The 17,681-nt window shown below is 44.1% G+C and carries 9 protein-coding genes; 3 read left to right on the forward strand and 6 right to left on the reverse strand.

The genetic code is table 11. The features are described 5' to 3' along the window. Positions 1–16: 16 nt before the first annotated feature. Together DQQ10_RS11850 and DQQ10_RS11855 are read right to left on the reverse strand one after the other, a co-directional pair. Positions 17–4,618: a TonB-dependent receptor plug domain-containing protein gene (locus tag DQQ10_RS11850; protein WP_112747088.1), complete on the reverse strand. Its 4,602-nt coding sequence runs from the start codon at positions 4,616–4,618 to the stop codon at positions 17–19. 5 nt (positions 4,619–4,623) lie between these two features. After that, positions 4,624–7,554 carry a carboxypeptidase-like regulatory domain-containing protein gene (locus DQQ10_RS11855; protein ID WP_112747089.1) on the reverse strand — a complete coding sequence of 977 codons (2,931 nt, stop codon included), beginning with the start codon at positions 7,552–7,554 and terminating at the stop codon, positions 4,624–4,626. A gap of 375 nt (positions 7,555–7,929) precedes the next feature. Here DQQ10_RS11855 and DQQ10_RS28100 point away from each other — a divergent pair, with 375 nt between their 5' ends. Continuing rightward, a complete protein-coding gene (locus tag DQQ10_RS28100; RefSeq protein ID WP_221409718.1) occupies positions 7,930–12,849 on the forward strand; it encodes a sugar-binding protein in 4,920 nt (1,639 codons plus the stop codon). Positions 12,850–12,920: 71 nt separating this feature from the next. Here DQQ10_RS28100 and DQQ10_RS11875 read toward each other — a convergent pair whose 3' ends face one another. Then, a complete protein-coding gene (locus tag DQQ10_RS11875; RefSeq protein ID WP_112747090.1) occupies positions 12,921–14,258 on the reverse strand; it encodes an amidohydrolase in 1,338 nt (445 codons plus the stop codon). A gap of 167 nt (positions 14,259–14,425) precedes the next feature. Here DQQ10_RS11875 and DQQ10_RS11880 point away from each other — a divergent pair, with 167 nt between their 5' ends. Further along, positions 14,426–14,959: an NADPH-dependent FMN reductase gene (locus DQQ10_RS11880; protein WP_112747091.1), complete on the forward strand. Its 534-nt coding sequence runs from the start codon at positions 14,426–14,428 to the stop codon at positions 14,957–14,959. Here the strand turns inward: DQQ10_RS11880 and DQQ10_RS11885 are convergent. Together DQQ10_RS11885 and DQQ10_RS11890 are read right to left on the reverse strand one after the other, a co-directional pair. Continuing rightward, positions 14,956–15,414: a PepSY-like domain-containing protein gene (locus tag DQQ10_RS11885; protein ID WP_112747092.1), complete on the reverse strand. Its 459-nt coding sequence runs from the start codon at positions 15,412–15,414 to the stop codon at positions 14,956–14,958. The two genes, DQQ10_RS11880 and DQQ10_RS11885, sit on opposite strands and share 4 nt — an antisense overlap. A 230-nt stretch (positions 15,415–15,644) precedes the next feature. Continuing rightward, positions 15,645–16,355: a DUF4197 domain-containing protein gene (locus tag DQQ10_RS11890; protein ID WP_245970384.1), complete on the reverse strand. Its 711-nt coding sequence runs from the start codon at positions 16,353–16,355 to the stop codon at positions 15,645–15,647. Positions 16,356–16,582: 227 nt separating this feature from the next. On the opposite strand from DQQ10_RS11890, the gene DQQ10_RS11895 reads away from it, so the two are divergent. Continuing rightward, entirely contained in the window at positions 16,583–16,921 is a 339-nt protein-coding gene (locus DQQ10_RS11895) for a hypothetical protein (RefSeq protein ID WP_133259627.1), read from the forward strand. Positions 16,922–17,010: 89 nt separating this feature from the next. On the opposite strand, the gene phoU is transcribed toward DQQ10_RS11895, so the two are convergent. Then, positions 17,011–17,676 carry a phosphate signaling complex protein PhoU gene (phoU, locus tag DQQ10_RS11900; RefSeq protein ID WP_112747095.1) on the reverse strand — a complete coding sequence of 222 codons (666 nt, stop codon included), beginning with the start codon at positions 17,674–17,676 and terminating at the stop codon, positions 17,011–17,013. Between the last annotated feature and the right edge of the window lie 5 nt (positions 17,677–17,681).

A 17,681-nucleotide genomic window follows, 5' to 3' on the forward strand; every position in this document is an offset into this window, starting at 1 on the left:
GTTGGAAGCGTTGCCTTTATTCTATTCTCACGCTCGTTCCCTTGACCCAGTGTTTAAACTCATCAGCGTAGTATAAGTAAGCACAACTTGCGCTGCTTTCATAAGTACCAGGTACTTCCGCTTTTAAATCAAGATTGATATCAATTTTTGCGCGTGGTGTCAAACCCCTGTAATAGAAAGCGAGTTTGTTGCCGATCACTTCGTAAAAATCAAACAATCCTTTTTCTTGAAGTTCTTTAAGTTGCCAGGGCTGAGCACTAAGGCCCGCAGGAATCGCGACAAGCGCGACTGTCATTGGAAGTCCTTCGTTGGTGATGTTGGCGAGTTCACACATTAGTCTCACGGTCTCGTTTCGATTCAGACTTTTCTTTGATAAAATAGTGCTGAGTTTCACTTTGCAATCGGTACTACTGGCGGGTGTCTTGCTGTTCCATACTACATCGAGCGCATAAGGAAGGGGTTCCTTTGTCTTTTCAAAAGCGATTTCGACTGTGTTGCTTCCACTGCGAAGGTTGCGGCTAAAATCCTGCATGGTAATTCGTTCACGCGTATTGCTCGTATAATGTTTGCGATCGATGCTGTTGTTCACGGTTACAATAAAATCGCCGTCGCTGCGGAGTGTCCGGGTGTATTGCGCGTATGCTGTTAATGCTTTTAAAGAAAGGATTGTTCCTTGCGTTGATCCAAACATTCCATATTCGCGATGTTCAAGTAAATAGCGTGCACTGCTATTGATCAAATTCATATTCGAGCGAATGGACTTCATCAGCGCGATGGACCACAATGCGACGGTCTCAATCTTTAAAGATTCACCATAGCCACGCACAACAGATCTCGTAACATTCATTTTGTCAAAGCCCGTAGCCACTGCGTTGGAATAGTAATCGGTTAACATTTGATAGTCTTCTTTCTTACCAAGATTGTATGCTGTGTTCGCCATAAGCGCCATGCGATACAGGTCTTTTGATTTAACACACTCGGATAAGCTGCGGCTGTATTCTGCTGCGATGTCGTTTACGCCAGTTTCGGAAAGTGCAAAGCAGATGTACGCGTTCGTAATAACTTCTACACCGTCGCCGAATTCATCATACTTCCCTTCGGATTGCTTGAAGGTGCCGTCACCCTTACGCCTGTCGAGTAACCATTTTTTTGTGCGTAGAATCAAATCGTCATCCACATCAGGAAACACTTTCTTCATTTCATGGAATTCCATAAGTCCATAAGCGGTAAGTCCTTCGTGTGCAGGTGGACTTCCGAACCACTCAAAGCCGCCGCCAGCTACCTCGAAACTCGTCAATCTTTTATAGCCGTCGCCAATATATTTTATTGCCTTACGTTCGATGTCGGGTTTTACCTGTCCACTTTCTTTCATGTATTGAAGCGCCAAGATATTGGGATAGGTACTAGCAGAAGTTTGCTCAAAGCATCCATGGGGTTCTCTGAGTATTCCTTCTGCGCCAGAGAAGAGATCGCTTAGCACGTCGGTGTATACATTGATGCTTCCTTGTAACGAACCTTTTTCGATGTCGCCGATGTCAAAACGAAGTTTTCGCTTCAGGTCTTTTCCTGAGTAACTCACCATCATCGGAAAACCGTTTGGCTGCACGTCGATGGTATGGCTGATATTATCGTGGTAATCTTTGCTCGCCAACGTTATGTTGATTGGGAATTGTCCTTTTGTTGACGTGGTTACAATAGGAAAATAGATTGTTTTGGTTTGGTTGGCGCTGATATTAAACGATGTAGTCTTACCATGAAGCGATCGAAGCTCATTTGGAATTTCGATATTAATCGTACCATCTATATTCTTTGTGGTAATGTTTTTGATCATCACAGGTAGACGAAGCGTGTCTTCAAAACTTAAGTAGTTCGGAATTTTTACGTCGATAGAAAAGGGGAGCTGTGTTGTATAAACTTCCTCGGCGCGCCCGATTAAACCCATTCCGCTGATACCTTCGGCCGTTATGCGAAATGCGGAAGCAGCTTCGTTCGTGTTGAACGATACATTGGCTTCTCCGTTAACGTCTGTTGTAATGGCGCTATTCCAATAGACAGTCGTGTTAAAATTTTTACGTTCTCCCGGCGACGTTGTTGTTATGGGAACAAAAAAATCACGGGTGGTTGTAAACTTACGAGGCTCAAGTGTGATGCTGTTGTAAATCGCTTTTCGCTTTTTCATTTGACTAAATGCACTTCTTGATTTTGTCGTGATTACGATCACACCATTCGCACCCGCGCTTCCATAAAGTGCGCTGCCTTCCGGTGAATGCAGAACAAAAATGGACTCAATGTCGTCGGGATTGATCATGTTCAGCGGATTGTCGTTGCTGTTGATGCTTGATGATATTGGGTAATTATCAATAACGTATAGTGGTTGCGCGGAAGCGCTCACTGAACTAAAGCCACGTATACGAACGTTTGCAGCTTGTCCAGGTGTTCCATTTGGTGTGACGACCACGCCAGCTACACGTCCTTGCAACGCGTTTTGTAAATTCGGTAATGGTGAAATTTCCTCGCGCTCAATATAGGCAATGCTACCCGTTAGATCTTTTTTGTTTTGCATGCCATATCCCACTACCACGACTTCATTCAAAGACGCGACATCTGCGTCCATTTTTAGATCGAATCCGGCTTCTTGTGCGTCATCTTCGATTACTGGTTTTGCAACATCATCTTTCATGGCGATGCGAATTTCTTTCATCTTTAACGGATCGTCATTTGCTGCAACCACGGGCGACATGTCTTGCTGAACCGTAATTCCACGCGAGAGTACTTGGATGGTTTGCGGCTTCTTGGTAAGTAGCACAACCGGTGTGGACGCATCAATGTTCTTGAAAGAGAACTGGCCGTTTGTAGTCGTTTTAACTTTTGCAAGCCGCCTCCTATTGCCCAGTTCCATGAGGACAACTTCTTGTTGACTACCGGCCTTGTCTCCATTTTTAATTGTCCCGGAAATGCTGCTATTGTTTTCAGGAACGTAAAGAATAGCACGATCATTTTTTAAGACATCTTTCCAGTTGTATCTTCTCCAGCCGTGTGTGAGGAGAAGAAGATCAAGGGCATCTTCGGCTTTTGTTTCCTCTCTATTAAAATAAAATGATGGTTCTTGTATCTCTCCCTTTAGCTCCGATGAAAGCAAAAGCCATGAAAGTATGTTGTCCTGCTTGTCGTCAGCAAAAGAAATGAGCTGATCGTCGACAACAGATAGCGATAATTTTGACGCTACACCCTTGCCATGCTCGTCTGTAGTCTTCACTTTTAAATTGATTTTTTCGGAAGGCATGTAGTCTTTTTTATCAGTCATGATCGTAACGTTCAGCGTCTTTTGAGAATTCAAAAACACAAGTCGTTCTGCTTCTTCCAATCCTTCACCGTTAAAGAGGGTGAACGTTGCAATACCTGCCGGAAATTTATCGACATTGATAACATGTTCATTTAGTCCTTTTGTTAGACTAATCTTTTCGGCATGGTAAATTTCATTGTGTGTTTTTCCAACAACGAAAGCAACGGTTTCATTTGGCGAATTGATTGAGCACGTGATGCCTGTTTTACGTTTGATGATGGATAACGAGAAGGTATTCGTTTTAATCGAAGGAAGTTCGAATTTTTCGTTCTCGTTACCAGAAGGTTTTAAGACATGCGCGAAATAACGTTTGCCAGGTTTAGGTGTAAAGGTAAATGCGCCCATGCCCATGTGAAAGCTATGGAAGTCGACAATAGACAGACCTTGTTCGTCAATGATTTCACCATATACGTCGGCTCCTTTTTTGAATTCATTGCGTGCGATAAAGGCAATTTTCGAAAGCGTACCCACCACCGCGTCGCCACCTTCCGGATAGAATGAAAGCGAAATTTTATTTAATACGATTGGGATAGAACGCGATATGGATTCTTGTTGGCCATTGTAGTCGACCAACACTTGTAATAATCCATCTGAGCTTTGAAGGTTCGAAGGCAGTGTGAATTTGATTTTCGTTTTTTCTTCGTCTCCTACTACGAGCCTGATATCGTTAATTTCTTGTCCATTAATTTTTACAGTTGCGTGAATCGATGCGTCTTTGGTATGTCGATTTTGTAGATCTCTCGTTTTCAGCTCTGCTATCACTTCGTCGCCGCGACCATAAGCTTCTTTTTCAAAATCTAGCGTAAGCAATAGCCGTGGCGTAATGACCTGTTGTACTTGTACCTTTTTCTTGAAGAAATTTTCTTCTCCAAAGTTCTGCATCCAACGCGTGTATGCAGTGATGGTGTAGATTCCGCCGGGCGCACCTGTATCCAGCGTGAAGTCTCCGCGCGAAGTTCCGTCTTGTACAAACAGCTCGTGTGTTGCATACACATTTCCTTTCGGATCCTTTAATGTAACATAAACGACATCGCTAATGGTTGACGGTTTATTGGTGTTACTGTTGACAAGGAAGGTGTTAAACCAAATTGTTTCACCCGGCTTAAAGAACGGCTTGTCGGTTTGTAGATATACCTTCTCCTCGGGATAGGTATTTGCGTATTGCTTCCATGAATTTTTAAGGTTTTGTAAAATCGGATCTTCCGATACATTAAAGCTCATGAGTGCGATCACGATTATGCCAATGGCAAGAATGAAGGTGTAATATTTTTTCATCGCGATTAAATTTTAACGTTTACGACAAAGTTGAAACTACGTGTAGCCGGTACGTTGAATAAGTCAAGTCCATTGGCTGCTGTGTAACCGAATAAGGTAGTTGAAGGGTCGACGCCGCTGTATGGTGTTGCAACGAAAAGGTTTCGGACGCCGATCTTTAATGTTACTTGTTTGATAAAGTGGTTGCTTGTTTTGTTGACGGCGAGGTAAGAGAGCGATACCTCTGTCATGCGTAAAGCTGATGCATCTTCAATATATTCTTCGCCGACGCCTGTAAAGCCATACCGAACCCATTTGTTTTCTTCGAAGGTGTGACTGGCATTGTAAAATGATACAGGAGTGGTGTTGTGTTGACCATCGAGTGTCACCCCTTCAAAAATGTAGTCAATTGTATTGCGCAGATCCGCCGACGTTTTCGAACGTCCGAGAAAGTCAAGCGCTGCTTGTGTACCATTCCATCGGTCGCCGCCGCGCTGATATTCTAACAATAACGAGAGCTTGAAATCTTTGTAGCTAACTTCTGGGCGTAACGAAAGCGTGTAGTCGGGAATAGGATTGCCAATTTTTTTCATTGACCAATCCACCAGCGGAAACCCGTCTGCACCTATGATTTGTTTTCCGTCTTCATTCCTCAAATAAGTAGATCCATAAAGTGCACCCAGCGGTTGTCCTTCTGCAATTACGCCGGCAATTTGTTTGAAGCCTGCAATCGGCATGTATGGCGCTTCAGAATAGATTTCTTTTACCTGCGAGTTGTACTTGCAGAATGTTAATGTTCCGTTGAAGCGAACTTCGCGATAGTTATCTGTTGTATAAGATAGCGTAATATTTGTTCCACGATTTACGATCTTTGACGCGTTCGTGAGCGTGAAATTATTGCCCGACAGAACGGGTGCTATGAAGTCGTTAGTTGTGTTTCGATACAGTGTGACATTTAAATCAAGAGGGTAAGCACTCACGTTAAACCCGACCTCAAACTTTGATTCAATTTCTGGCGCAAGCCCAGCGCGAAAGAAGACTTCGTTTGACTCGTAGTAGCGGTGGTAATCCATCGCATCTACATTAGTGGAACGAAAAGCTTGCTGTGTAGCGACTAAAGAGGCTTCATGAATTGTGCGTGCCCACGAGCTGAATATTTTTATTTGATCGATCGGGTCTACGTATACACCATATATTTCTGTTGGTATAAATAAAATTCCAAGAGAAGGGAAGAAGTTCAGATACTTGGAGCGAATCGCGCTACCCGAGAAGTAAGCGTTATTTCCAACTTTCGCAGTGAACGCATTGGTTTCATATTTGGCGTTGAATAGAAGTTCATGCGTGCTGCGATTAACATTTGTATGGAGCGGAAAGAGATTTTCTGCAAGCGTTAGATTCCGAGGGTCTGCTGTGTTCAAGTTGAAAGCATCAAGTCGTTTCAATTCACGGTTTTCATGACGAAATTGGTAAACAAAGTCGAGCTGAAGGTGTTCAATGTTGAAGCGATGGAATGTAGGCATGATCATGCCTGAAAAAACCGTTTGTTTATCTCCTCTTGTAGTTAACCGCCCATCGTTGTAGCCTGCGTGTCCAGGCAATAATCCGAATACATTTTCATTCCACTGCTTTTCGAAGTGGCCGCTTGTTTTGATGTTGAACACGCGATTAGGTGTAAACCGTAGCGTGACGCCGCTGTGAAATCGCCGAGAATCATCTTTATCAGGTAACTCATCATTCAACGCAAATGGGTTGTCGACAATATTCACGGCATGAGCGCGGGTGGTGGTGCCGTCAAGTCGATACGCATCGGCGTCGTGATATGCTTGTCGAACGGAAAGGTTGTTGGTGTTATTGAATGAAGGAGGAGTTCTGTAGACTGCAGCGACAATCGAGGTAAGGTTGGCACCGCGATTCATCAAGTTTCCATCTGCGTTGTAAAAACTTGTGTTGAAGTCTGCGTCGAGTGTTTTAGAGAAAGATATTTTTTTGACCTGCAGCGACATGTTTGTGCGGGTATATCGACTGCTTTCGATGATTCCCGCTGTCGTATTTCGGCCAAGCTCGGCTGTGATAAGACTCGATAAGAACCCGCCTGTTGAAAAGGTTAAGAAATGTTCGCTGTGATAGCCGGTTTTAAAAAATGTTAGCGGGTCCGTTGTTTTCGCGGCAATACCGTTGCCTTCACCTGCTTTTACAAGTTGTCCATTTTTGTCGAAAGGGTAGTTGCTTCCATCATATTCCAATGAAGCAATCGATGGACCCCAACTAAATATTTCGTGTTGTGATGCGCCTTGCCAACGGAGCGTGCCGTCTATTGAGCGCCCTTGTGCATACGTGTTCTGCAGTGAAGGAAGTTTATTTGCGCGATCGATTCCTACGTTAATGGTGTAGGTGAGATGTGATTTTTCAATGTATTCGTTGTCGCGCATCTTGATCGTGTATCCATGCGTGGGAATTGACTTTCCTATTTTGCGAGCGGTTTGTTTTTTGCTGATCGACGAAATGCGCGCGATGCGTGATGGGTCAAAATTCTTTTCATCAAAGAAGAAGACTGGTGTTTCGTCGGAGAGTATAGCAACGCCTTCTTCTGGCTTCGCGATGGTGTCCTGCATTAGTAGTGGCGACCAGCGTGGGAGATTCGTGTTGGCGATGCGCTTTTTCTCTTTCGTCGGTGGTGTTGATTTTAAGTTTGTCGCGGTTACAGCAACTTCGCGTGATGTCATTCCGATGAAAGAAAAAACAAGCGTAGATCCGATGGGCGCAGTGATTGAATAGTTGCCATCAAGATCTGTTGTTGTTCCAATAGTCGTTCCTTTGATTACGATGTTAACGCCAGGTAATGGCAACCCTGCGTCGTCCACAAGTCTTCCTGTAACAATACGTTCAGCCACCGCCTGTGCATCCATCGTTGTGATGAGGGTGATCCATAATAATAGTGTCGTAAAAAATGCTCTCATAGGCGGTCAGGTTTGCACGAAGGATGCGCGCATGTAATCGATTCCATAAGTGTGCTGCGGAAATATTTTTAGTTTGTTACGCTTGGTATTTTGAGCTAAAAAAACTGGAAAAATCCGGTGTCATTGCTGTTTGATGTAGTCAAGAAAACCGCTTTATAAAATCTATATTTTCATTCTGCAAACGATTTCTAAAGCAATCGTTATCAACGATATAACTTTTATCAAACAGGTTTTGCCCTTTATTCAGACTATACAAATTGGGTTGATGGTAGGCGTGTAATTCTTTTGTTACCGTATTCGCAATCGTTAGCGCCTAGCTGTCCCGTTAGCTTTTTCTTTTCTGCGATCAAATCCTAAACCCAAACCCAGATGCTTATGAAAAGCGCAACTTTACTTATTGATTTTTTTCGGGAGCAAGATCTCCTGACACGAGCCCGGGCATGTTTGCTCACACTGCTCGTCGTGATGATCAACCAATCATTACTATTCGGACAAACCGATGGTATTCCTCGCGGGGCACAATTGCCATACACGCGATATGAATCCGAGAATGGCACGGCAGGTGGTGGTGCGTCATTGCAATCAGCACCAACATACGATCAAGAATTGATTGCATCGGAAGCAACAAATCAAAAATATGTTAGCCTCGGTTCAAACGGAGCTTATGTTGAGTGGACTGCAACGGCATCGTTTCAAGGTGTGAACTTACGCTTCACCATGCCCGACAACGCAACGGGTACTGGTAACACAGGATCTCTTTCACTTTTCGTTGATGGCGTGAAAGTAAAAACGATCAACCTGACCTCGCGCTGGGCGTATCAATACTTTCCGTCAGGACAACACGAACCTATTCAAACACCCGGTGGAAAAACTTTCATGCGTTTCGATGAGGTTCACTTTAAATTAGATAATGCCGTGCCGGCAGGAAAAACAGTTCGTGTGGTGAAAGATAATGGCGATGCGTTTACGTATGGTGTAGACTTTCTTGAACTTGAACCAGTACCCACTCCGTTGGGCGCACCGCCAAACTCACTTTCCGTGGTGGACTATGGCGCAAATGGTAGTGATAATAATGATGACCTTGCCGCTTTTTATAGCTGTCTCAATGCAGCAAAAGCGCAAGGCAAAAATGTATACATTCCTGCGGGAAGATTTCTACTCAGCGATCGGTTAGATTTCAACTACAACAATTTAAAGTTTCAAGGTGCAGGCATTTGGCATACTGAAATTTTCTTTTCGACAGATCTTCAATTTACGGGGGGTATTCTTGCACGTGCTTCCAATGTGGAGATCTCAGATTTTTCTTTGAACACCGCTAACAACGATCGTTTTCACTATGGCGAAACAAATCCAAAATATTCAAACGTACATGGCGAGCCCTACAAAATCTATAAAGGATTTATGGGTACTTATGGAACCGGTTCACGAATTCACGATGTATGGATAGAACATTTTGAATGCGGATTTTGGATTGCAGGATATGATCCTCCATATCCGATCGATGTAACAACAGATTTGATTATTACACGTGCTCGCATTAGAAACAACTATGCCGACGGTGTGAACTTCTGTCAAGGAACAAACAATTCTGTCGTGGAGTACAGCAGCATTCGTAACAGCGGAGATGATGGTTTAGCCATGTGGCCGAACAATGCCTTGAACGCGCCGGTTGAAACAAATAACATTTTCAGATACAATACCATTGAGAATACTTGGAGGGCCGGTGGTATCGCCATCTTTGGTGGATGGGGACACCAAGTCTATCGTAACATAATTCGCGATGGTGTCGGAGGATCTGCAATTCGTTTTACAAATGATTTTTCAGGCTATAAGTTCGAAGCGGGTAAACCAAAAATTGTTCTTACGGATAACTACATCGTGAGCTGTGGTACATCGAAAGATCTGTGGGATCAAAAACGTGGTGCAATTGAATTCTTTACACCGCAAGGCGTTTTTGATATGGAGTTCAACAACACACAAATCATTAACTCGCAACGGCATGCGGTGCAAATTTATGGATCGACAACGAACTTAACATTTAACAATACGAAAATTGATGGCACTGGCGTTGACTATTACACGGATCAACCCAACATGGATGATTGGGGCGGTTTTGGAATTTTGACACAAGCCAACGGTGACGTTACTTTCACGGGCATCAGTTTCAATCGTCTTGAGTCTGGTGAATTGAAAAAACACAATCAGTCTTACATTGTGAATATCATTCCGGGAAACGTAGGTCTCACTGGCATTACGCTTTCGCCAACAACGGTGAACATAGCGGAAGGGAAAACAGCACAACTTACAATTGCATATACGCCTAGTAATGCATCAAACAAAACTATCAACTGGACTTCGTCGAATAGCAGTGTTGCAACAGTGGCGGGAACGGGAACAGGATTGGCAACCATAACAGGCGTTGCTGTGGGAACAGCTACGATTACAGCGACATCTGCGGATGGTAATTTTACGAGAACGTGTTCAGTGTCAGTTACACCTGCTGTGAACATCACGGCAACGGACGCTACTGCTGGCGAAGGTGGAAACGTCGGCACGTTCGTCATCAGTACCTCCGCGACGTCATCGAACATCACTGTCCCTTACACATTAAGTGGCACAGCATCTTCCGGTGACTACGGTCCGGCGCTCAGCGGATCAGTAACGTTGACACCATCAGCACCTTCTGCAACAGTCACCATCACGCCTGTAGATGACAGCGCTTTCGAAGGGCCCGAGTCTGTGATATTAACAATTCAGGCCGGTACAGGTTATAGCTTAGGCGGCAACACATCAGCAACGATATCAATATCCGACAACGAGAACCCACCTTGTACCTCACCAGCGATTGGGTTTACATCAAGTGCACCGTCGATAGATCAAACGATAGATGCTGTTTGGAACAATGTACCGGCGGGCACACTGAGTAAAGTCACGTTAGGTTCTATGCCCTCAGATTTTTCGGGAAGTCGTTGGCGTGCAATGTACGATGCAACCAACTTGTATGTACTAGTAGAAGTAAAAGACAATAACAAGTTCAACGACTCGGGAACATCTTGGTGGGAAGACGATGTGGTCGAAGTTTTTATCGACGGCGATAATAGTAAAGGAACAAGCTATGATCATGTCAATGATTTTCAATTAGGCTTCCGTTACAATAGCACCAGTGTAAGCGTTGGGGGAAACTCAGTGACAAATACAACGGGCATAGTGTTCGCGATGCAGAACGTAACGGGAGGTTATAATCTTGAAGCGCGTATTCCTTGGTCCACGATCGGAGTGACCGCAGCAGTAGGTAAGCAGATCGGTTTTGACATCTCCGTTGATGATGACGACAATGGTGGTACGCGCGATTCACAAGTAGCGTCATTCGCATCAACCAGTATGGGTTGGTCAGATCCAAGTTTGTTTGGCAGTGTTTACTTGACTACATGTTCAAGTCAACCGCCGGTCCTTGTGACGGGCGTAACCGTTACGCCATCGACAGGAAGTGTTGGAGTAGGCAGCACATTGCAACTTACAGCGACGGTCTCTCCGTCAAATGCGACGAACCAAACCGTTTCTTGGAGTTCAAGTAATTCGTCAGTGGCATCTGTGAGCAATACGGGTGTAGTAAGCGGGGTTTCGAATGGCTCCGCAGTGATCACGGTCACTACGCAAGATGGTGGCAAAACTTCGACAAGTAATATCACGGTGACAGCAGTGAGTGTGCCAGTATCGAGTGTCAGTGTAACGCCGACAACGTCTAGCCTTACCGTTGGTCAAACTGTTCAGTTCACGGCTACGGTTTCTCCGTCGAATGCAACAAACAAAACAGTTTCATGGTCTTCGAGTAATGCCAACGCGACGGTCAACGCGAGTGGTCTAGTCACTGCGAATGCAGCAGGTACGTCGGTGATTACGGTAACGACACAAGATGGCAATAAGACCGCGACATCTTCGGTCACAATAACGAGCTCACCATCGCCACAAACTCCTTATCCAGGTCCGACAGCATGGGGTATTCCTGGAACGATCGAAGCAGAGAACTTTGACAACGGCGGCCAAGGTGTAGCGTTTAACGACAGCGATGTAACCAATAGTGGTAATCAAGGAAGAACAACACTTGGTGTCGATACAGAAACATGTTCAGAAGGAGGTCTTAACGTTGGTTGGACAAGCACTGGCGAATGGCTTGAGTATACAGTTAGTGTAGCGACGAGTGGGACGTATACGATTGATGTTCGTACAGCTTCGACATTGTCAGGCGGAAGTTTTCATATAGAGTTCAACGGTGTTGATAAAACGGGGTTGCTGACAACGAGCGCGACTGGCTCTTGGCAGACATGGTCGAGTGTTATCAAGACAGGTGTTCAACTAAGTACGGGGACACAAGTTATGCGTTTGTATTTTGATAACGCGAACTTCAATGTTAACAAGATAACAATCACAGCAGGGGGCAGCGATCCGAATGGCACGATCACATGTTATCGCTCACCAGGATCTGTTACGGTGAATGGAAATTTGAACGAGACAGGCTGGGATGTTACCAAAGTTTTTTCGAAAGCAACCGTAGGCTCACCGAACAATACGGCAAGCTTTGGCGTGCTTTGGGACAACACGAATCTTTACATTGGCGCTCGCGTACTGGATGCGAATTTATTTAGTGACTCATCGGATCCTTGGGAAGATGACGCAGTAGAGATTTACATCGATGCGAACAATAATAAGCTAGGTAGCTATGATGGTCAAGACAATCAGATCATCAAGAATTATAACAAGAGCACGGTGTTCACTAAGGTTGGTATCTCAGGTTTACAACATGCGTGGTCATCAATCGCCGGAGGCTACAGTATCGAGATGGCGATTCCTTGGTCTCAGCTGGGCATCTCTTCCCCAGCTGCGGGCACGACGATAGGCTTTGATATTGGTTATGATGATGATGACAATGGAGGTTCGCGTGAACATCAGGCGGTATGGAATGGCAGCGTTAACAACTATGCGAGCACGGCGGGATTTGGAAGCTTGGTGTTGAGTGGATCGAATGCACGCATGCGTATTGAGTCGTTGGGTGAAGTAGCCGAAGCGCAGACTGTAGAATATTATCCGAATGAAGTGACGGATAAACTTCACATCAAGACAGATGGTTCCTATGAACTTGTTGAGGTGATTGATGGTATGGGAAGAAGTCTGCAGGTGGAGTCGATGCTTGACAAGAAAGACATCACACTAGACATGAATGGTGTTTCATCAGGACTACATCTTGTTCGTTTGAAAGGTACAACACACCATCATGTGTTTAGGATTATTAAAAAATGATTATTACGAACATCACCCATTGTAGTGTAACAAGGGAAGTTTGGGAAAAACCAGGAGCGATCCTGGTTTTTTTATTTATGTTTTTCTTTTGGATCTTCTTTGAAAATGTGAAGCACAGCCGCACACATCGCTTTTACACCAGTTTTAATTGTTGGCTCGACAAGCGGTTTAAAATTAGCGGTGTGAAGCTGTGGAAGTATAGTTCCATTTTCTTTTGATCTCTTTACTTCTTCGGGGTCTGCTGCCCCAAGCCAAAACATACAGATAGGAACATCTTTTCCTTGTAATGCAAAGCGACTGAAATCTTCACCTACCATGCTTGACGAAATTTCTTCGACTAGTTCCGTTCCAAAAGTCTGCTGAAAAACATTCACGATCGAGGTTGTGAGCGCCTTGTCGTTTATGGTGGCGGGAATGGTGGGCTCTACAATGGAGATGGCAGGCATTTTATCTTCGGGTACACCTGCAAGTGCAGCCAAGTGATGTGATTTTTTCTTGATCGCCGTCAGAATTTGTTCGCGAACGGCAGATGAGTACGACCGTAATGTAAGTTGCATTTTTACTTGATCAGGGATGATGTTATGAACAGTCCCACCATGTATTGAACCTACCGTAATCACAGCAGGTTCTAGTGGATTAATCTCGCGACTGACAATGGTTTGAAATGCCATGATCATTTGAGCGCTCAGTACAATAGGATCTACGGTGGTATGTGGTGCCGCGCCGTGTCCACCTTTACCAAAAACCGTTATGTCCATCATATCCACACTTGCCATAAATGCGCCAGTGTTATAGCCAATTTTTCCAGCAGCCAATGTAGCATTGTCATGAAGCGCGAGTGCATAATCGGGTGTTGGAATTTTTTCATACAATCCACCCTTGAACATTTGTGCAGCGCCCATCCCATTTTCCTCGGAGGCTTGCGCAACCATCACCAGCGTACCGTGCCAATTTTTTTTATGTGCCACCAGTGCTCTGGCTGTTCCTATAAAGACCGTCATGTGAATGTCGTGACCACAAGCATGCATGATCGAAACATCTTGTCCGGCGGCATTTATACCATGTTCTTGGCTTGCGTATGGCAACCCCGTTGTTTCTTTTAGCGGGAGTGCATCCATATCTGTTCTTATGAGCACGGTAGGACCATCGCCATTCACGAACACACCAGCAAGGCTATAACCGCCGATGTTTTCGATTACTTCAAAGCCAAGTTGCTTCAGCTCTTGCGCCATGATTGCCGATGTCTTTTTTTCTTGCAACGACAGCTCGGGAAATTGATGTAGCTTTTGATAAAGCGATGCTAGTGAAGCGTAATTTCTGGCCGTATAATTTTCGATTTGTGTAATCACTTGGCCTGCAGCCGAAATAGAAACAAAAAGGGAGAGCGCTAAAACGTGAAGTCGTATCATATCAAATAAAAAACTAAGGCGTAAAAATAATGTCGAAAATCATATTCCAATAACGTCTTCGTTTAACGGAACGTGCCCTTTTTTTGAAAGTACAACTCGTTACGAGTTTGATTAACAAATACTGGAGCGCCTAACCTTTATCATTAAAACAACGTTTGCAGATCAACATGAGTAAGCAGAAGCATTTAAAAATTGTGGCGATTCCAGGAAGTCTGCGGTCAACATCGTCAAGTTATAAATTGTTGGAGATTTTTTCGACGTTACTACCTGGTGACGTCGACTTTCAAATTTATAATCGTGTCGGATACCTACCGCACTTCGACGACAATGACAATGACTATAAAGAAGTGGATGACTTTAGAGTGTTACTGAGAGGAGCAGACGCCATCGTAATATGCACACCGGAATACGCATTTGGTGTACCGGGCTCGTTAAAGAACGCGTTGGATTGGACGGTTTCCTCCGGCGAATTTGTACAGAAGCCAGTGGCTTTGATAACAGCTTCCTCGCAAGGAGAACATTGTCATGCTGCAATGAAATTGATTTTGACGGCTATCAATGCCAGGCTTTCAGATGATGCCATGCTCTTGGTACCTTTTATACGATCGAAATTCGACCGTGATGGCCAACTTAAAGAATTGTCATTGAAAGATGACTTACAAAAAGTGATTGACGCGCTGTTGCGAATCACACACGACTAATAATCGTCGTTGTGGTGCGCGCGCTTATCCACTTTCTTGAGAAGCTTTCCTGTACTATCAAAAATTAGATCGTAACTAGCTTGCCCCTTAGAAACGGCAGCTTCGTATGATGTATTTCCGTTAGTTTGAATCTTGTTCGCTTCAACGACGGTGTACCCCGTATAACCCTTTGATAGAACATCGCGTACGGCTTTCGGAAGCTCGTGTTGGTCGATGTTGGTCGCGACCTCTTCAATTGATCCATCATAGCGAAGAACGACAGATTGTGCGCGATTTCGTCCGAAGCTTGCTTCATATAAACCGTTATCTTTTTCCCAGACGACATTCTTTTCGTATGGATAGGACTTAGAAAAAGCTATACGAACATTTTTTGGAACGTCAGCTTCGTTGATTTTTTGGGCATGTGCAATGGCGCAGCACGATAACAATGCCACTGAGAGGGAGAGCATTTTCATGGTCGGGTCTTTGGTTTGATCAAAAGTACATTCATCTCAATCGATTGTCCAAAAGAAATGCCAGCAGATTGAGGAATTTTTTTACACGCAATTTTAGCACAGTGTATCAATTACACGTCCTATGAATTAGCCGCTAATGTACCTATTGAGATAAGGGAGAGGAGCGTTACGCGGGGAGCCTTGTGGCTGTCGTGGCCAACACAACCATCGGCCACGACATACAAGTGTGTTTATTTTTGAGAGAATACTTTCTTCAGAAGATCTGATGTTCTGGCGGCGGGATCTTCGCGAATAACTTTTTCTTCTTTTGCGATCATCACAAATAGTCCGTCAATTCCCTTCTGCGTAGCATAGTCATCGAGATTCGGATTTACTTTTTGAACGAAAGGAAGCTTGTTATAGGCATTAACCAAATCGCTGTAATATTTTGTGGCGTTCGTTTTTTCGAGTGATTGTTTGATGATTGGTTTAAATTTTTCGGTCAGTTGTGCTGTCGTTGTCTTTTTGAGGTACTGCGTTGCGGCATCTTTCTCACCACGAAGTATCGACCACGCGTCTTGAATAGTCATTTGCTTAATGGCTGAAACAAAGATCGGCTTGGCCTCTTTCGCCGCGTCTTCTGCACCTCGGTTAAGTGCCAAGATAAACTTATCAACTTCGCTGCCCATACCAACTTGTCGAAGCTTCGTTTCCACTTGTTTTACTTCTGGCGGAAAAGGGATTTTTATCTCTGGGTTTTTGTAGTATCCGTCGAGGGCTGATACCAGGTCCGATCCTTTCGAAACGCCGTTTGTCAACGCTTCTTTCAAGCCAGCGGCTACTTCTTCTGTGGAAACAGATTCCCCCGTTACAGCTTTCTTTAGCTTTTTAAGACTGATTTGTGCCTGCGAAAAGGTGACGATAATCGTCATACAGAAAATGAGAACAATCGATTTATTCATACGGTAATGCATTTTTCTTCGTGCGAAAGTTATTTCTATTCTGTCGATAACAAAATTAGGCCCAATTTTTTACGATCGATTAACAGTCATTAGGCTGCGATCCACGGTGCACGATGGTCTACATAATTGAGGGACTGGTCGTTATGATTTAGTAAGTTTGTCGTGATTCGCTATCTTTGGAAAATTTTTTAGTCATTGCTGCGTTTTAACTATCAAATGGTGTCTCTATGAGTTTGAAGTCTTTCTATTTTGTCGTGCTCATGTGTATGGTATCTTTGTCAGGGTACGCACAACTGAATGACGAGAAGATTATCATTAAGTACGATCCCCTTTTCTGGAAGGACCAACTAAAATTGAGCGACGATCAGTACGTGAAGATTCGTGAGATCAACTACGCCTACTATCAAAAGCTCATGGACGTAGCACAACAAAAAGCAACGGCCAATCATACTGCGATGAAACTCAAGGTGGATGAATTTCTTGAAGAACGTAGCAATCAAATCTGGAATACCTTCCACTCACGCCAGCGTAAAAAGTGGATGAAGATGGTCGCGGAACAAGGGTAACTCGTCGTGGTTATCTGTTATCGGTTAACTGTCATCTGTTATCTGTTAACTGTTATCCGTTATCACTGCGAAATATTTCATCGCTTTTTCTATTTCTGATCCTTCTTGTGCTTTACAACTTTTGCTTCAATGTGAAACACAAGTTCTTCGGCAATGTTTTTTGTGAGGTCACCAGCGCGTTCGAGATTACGTGCCACTAAAAATAACGTCAAGAGATTTTTTGAGTGATCAGGATATTGTTTGATCAGTTCAGCAGCGGTCTTAAATGCTTTCTTATTGAACTCGTTTAGCTGTTCGTCTTTCTTGGTGGTCTTCTTAGCAAGCTTGGTGTCTTCTGTACGAAGTGCTTCACCCATGTCTTTCAACATCTCGACCACAATGTCAAGCATGTCTTCCAGATGATAAGCCTTCAACCATTGACGTTCGATTTCGTCGTTGTTGTTCACGAGAAATTTAGCGAGGCTTTTGGCGTTGTCACCAATGCGTTCAAGATCGTTTGTGATTTTAAGGGTTGCAAGCACGAGCCTTAAGTCAGTGGCAACGGGTGTGAAGAGCGCGAGGATATTTTCGCAATCGCGATCGATGGCGAGCTCTTGAATATTGACGCGACGCTCATCTTCAATTACTTCTTCTGCGAGCGAAGTGTCGTTGTCGCGAATAGCTTCTTTACATTTTATCATCTGGTTTCTTACCAATGACAACATGTCGAGAAGATTATCTTTTAGCGCTTGTAATTCTGGTTCTATTGCTGGCATACAAT

The sequence above is a fragment of the Pseudochryseolinea flava genome (assembly GCF_003286915.1).
GTDB lineage: Bacteria > Bacteroidota > Bacteroidia > Cytophagales > Cyclobacteriaceae > Ohtaekwangia > Ohtaekwangia flava.

Excerpts from the sequence above, each read along its gene's own strand:
- phoU (WP_112747095.1), bottom strand. The coding sequence starts at position 17,676 with ATGCCAGCAATAGAACCAGAATTACAAGCGCTAAAAGATAATCTTCTC.
- DQQ10_RS11875 (WP_112747090.1), bottom strand. The coding sequence starts at position 14,258 with ATGATACGACTTCACGTTTTAGCGCTCTCCCTTTTTGTTTCTATTTCG.
- DQQ10_RS11880 (WP_112747091.1), top strand. The coding sequence starts at position 14,426 with ATGAGTAAGCAGAAGCATTTAAAAATTGTGGCGATTCCAGGAAGTCTG.
- DQQ10_RS11890 (WP_245970384.1), bottom strand. The coding sequence starts at position 16,355 with ATGAATAAATCGATTGTTCTCATTTTCTGTATGACGATTATCGTCACC.
- DQQ10_RS11885 (WP_112747092.1), bottom strand. The coding sequence starts at position 15,414 with ATGAAAATGCTCTCCCTCTCAGTGGCATTGTTATCGTGCTGCGCCATT.
- DQQ10_RS11895 (WP_133259627.1), top strand. The coding sequence starts at position 16,583 with ATGAGTTTGAAGTCTTTCTATTTTGTCGTGCTCATGTGTATGGTATCT.
- DQQ10_RS11855 (WP_112747089.1), bottom strand. The coding sequence starts at position 7,554 with ATGAGAGCATTTTTTACGACACTATTATTATGGATCACCCTCATCACA.
- DQQ10_RS28100 (WP_221409718.1), top strand. The coding sequence starts at position 7,930 with ATGAAAAGCGCAACTTTACTTATTGATTTTTTTCGGGAGCAAGATCTC.
- DQQ10_RS11850 (WP_112747088.1), bottom strand. The coding sequence starts at position 4,618 with ATGAAAAAATATTACACCTTCATTCTTGCCATTGGCATAATCGTGATC.